The organism is Ascidiimonas meishanensis, from assembly GCF_037782385.1.
GTDB classification, from domain to species: domain Bacteria; phylum Bacteroidota; class Bacteroidia; order Flavobacteriales; family Flavobacteriaceae; genus Ascidiimonas; species Ascidiimonas meishanensis.
This window is the reverse complement of the sequence record NZ_JBBEXD010000038.1, coordinates 1-1582: the sequence shown is the minus strand read 5'-3', so window position 1 is coordinate 1582 and position 1582 is coordinate 1. Positions and strand designations below refer to the sequence as shown.

The 1582-nt window shown below is 39.9% G+C and carries 1 protein-coding gene; it reads left to right on the top strand.

Translation table 11 applies throughout. The features are described 5' to 3' along the window. The coding region (locus tag WBG07_RS19305; RefSeq protein WP_340203766.1) for a non-ribosomal peptide synthetase at window positions 1-1582 on the top strand (1582 nt) is incomplete at both ends.

Genomic DNA, 1582 nt, shown 5'->3' with positions numbered 1-1582 from the left:
TGAAACCTTAGTAGAGGAATTAGGGATTGATCGTGACACGAGTCGTAACCCGCTGTTTGATGTACTATTCAATTACGTTCACGAGCAAAAGGAAAATCAGGGTAACCATCTTCCCGATTTGGAAATAGAACCCTATAGGGCCACTAAAGATCAAACCTCTAAGTTTGACCTGAGCCTTAGTGTTGTAGAAATAGAAGACGTAATGCATCTAAATATGAGCTATCGAACTGATCTGTTTACAGCAGCTACGGCAGTACGTTTTATAAATTATTTTACTCTGCTGATGGATCGAGTGCTTTCAGACGCCACTTTAGCAATCGCTGCCTATGAGGTAATGCCAGAAACTGAGCGTAAATTACAGCTAGAGGAATTTAACCAAACCCAATTCGATTTTTCTTCTGACCAAACAGTAATGGGGCTATTCCTAAAACAGGTTCAAAATAGCTCCGATGCAACCGCTCTTATATTTAATGAAACATATTATACCTACAGAGAATTGGACGAACGCTCTACGATTCTTGCAGCCACTTTATATTCACAAGGCCTCAGACATGGAGAAGTAGTAGCTGTTTTGCTGGAACGCTCTTGCGAAGTTATTATTTCAATGCTTGCTATTCTCAAGTGCCGGGCTTGCTATCTTCCATTGAATGCAAAACAACCCTTATTAAGAACCCAACAGATACTTCAAGAAAGCAATGCCAAATTGGTTCTCACTACTGGTGAAAACCAACAGCTCTTGGGAGAAGTGAGATGTATTGATCCAACCTTAGATGAAGCATATACTAAAACATCAGAGTTCTTGACAAGTGATTGCCAAGCAGGAGATAATGCCTATATAATTTATACCTCTGGTTCTACCGGTACGCCAAAGGGAGTGGTAATACGTCATAGCAGTCTGCTTAATTATATTACACATCAAACACAATTTTTTAATATAGAGCATAACGAACGCATTTTGCAGTTCTCTGCCTATTATTTTGATGCCTCTCTGGAACAGATCTGGATTGCATTAACTAGTGGTGCTGCTTTGGTATTGGTTGATGAAGACACCATTTTAGACCCTCGGCTATTTACAGACTATATCAAACTACATAGAGTTAGTCACTTGCATGCGACTCCTTCTTACCTAGAGCTCTTTTCGTTTACAGGTCTTACTGACTTAAAGCGAATAGTTTCTGGTGGAGAATTGTGTAAAGCCTCTTTGGCTTTGAAGTTTATGGGTTCTTTTGATTTTTACAATAAATATGGTCCCACGGAGACTACTATTACCTCTGTAGAATGTAAAGTTGACAAAGATTTACTTTCAGACGATAGGGTTAGTATAGGGCGTCCGGTGGGGAATACATCGGTTTATATACTTGACAAAGATCAAAAACTCCTTCCAACAGGTGTGGTAGGGGAGATCTATATTGGAGGAGCAGGAATTTCTGCGGGTTATCTGAACCGTGAAGACTTGACTGCTTCCCGATTTATACCTAATCCTTTTAGTAAAGAAAAAGATGCTCGTTTGTACCGTACCGGAGATTTAGCCTATTGGCGAGCCGATGGAAATCTAATGTTTACTGGTCGTGCTGATAATCAA